Below are 282 nucleotides of genomic sequence, written 5' to 3' on the forward strand. Positions count from 1 at the left end.
TTCTCGACCTCCGGGGCGTTTGACTTGTCCAGAGGATCGTAACCGCGGTCGCCTCTGGCAATGACGATCTCGACGGCCTTCTCAATGGGTATTCTTGCGACACCTCTGCCTCGGTCGATCCAGCTGTACCGAGACAGAGCACTTCGTTCGCTCTGCAATGCATTGGCGAGGTCCTGGTCCGGGGCAGTTTGGAGGCCGGGCTGCGGGAATTGTCGTTCGATAGGCAGCTTGAAGGCGGCGGGTGCATCTGCCTTAACGTAAAAAAAGATTGCCACCATGGCC

The 282-nt window shown here is 58.2% G+C and carries 1 protein-coding gene; it reads right to left on the minus strand.

Going from position 1 to position 282, the window contains the following annotated elements; all coding sequences use genetic code 11:
* Positions 1-282, minus strand: a 282-nt coding sequence (locus AC0L3J_RS38000) for a hypothetical protein (protein WP_473350545.1), incomplete at both ends; no start/stop codon positions are given.

Source organism: Bradyrhizobium sp. Kon37 (assembly GCF_055807535.1).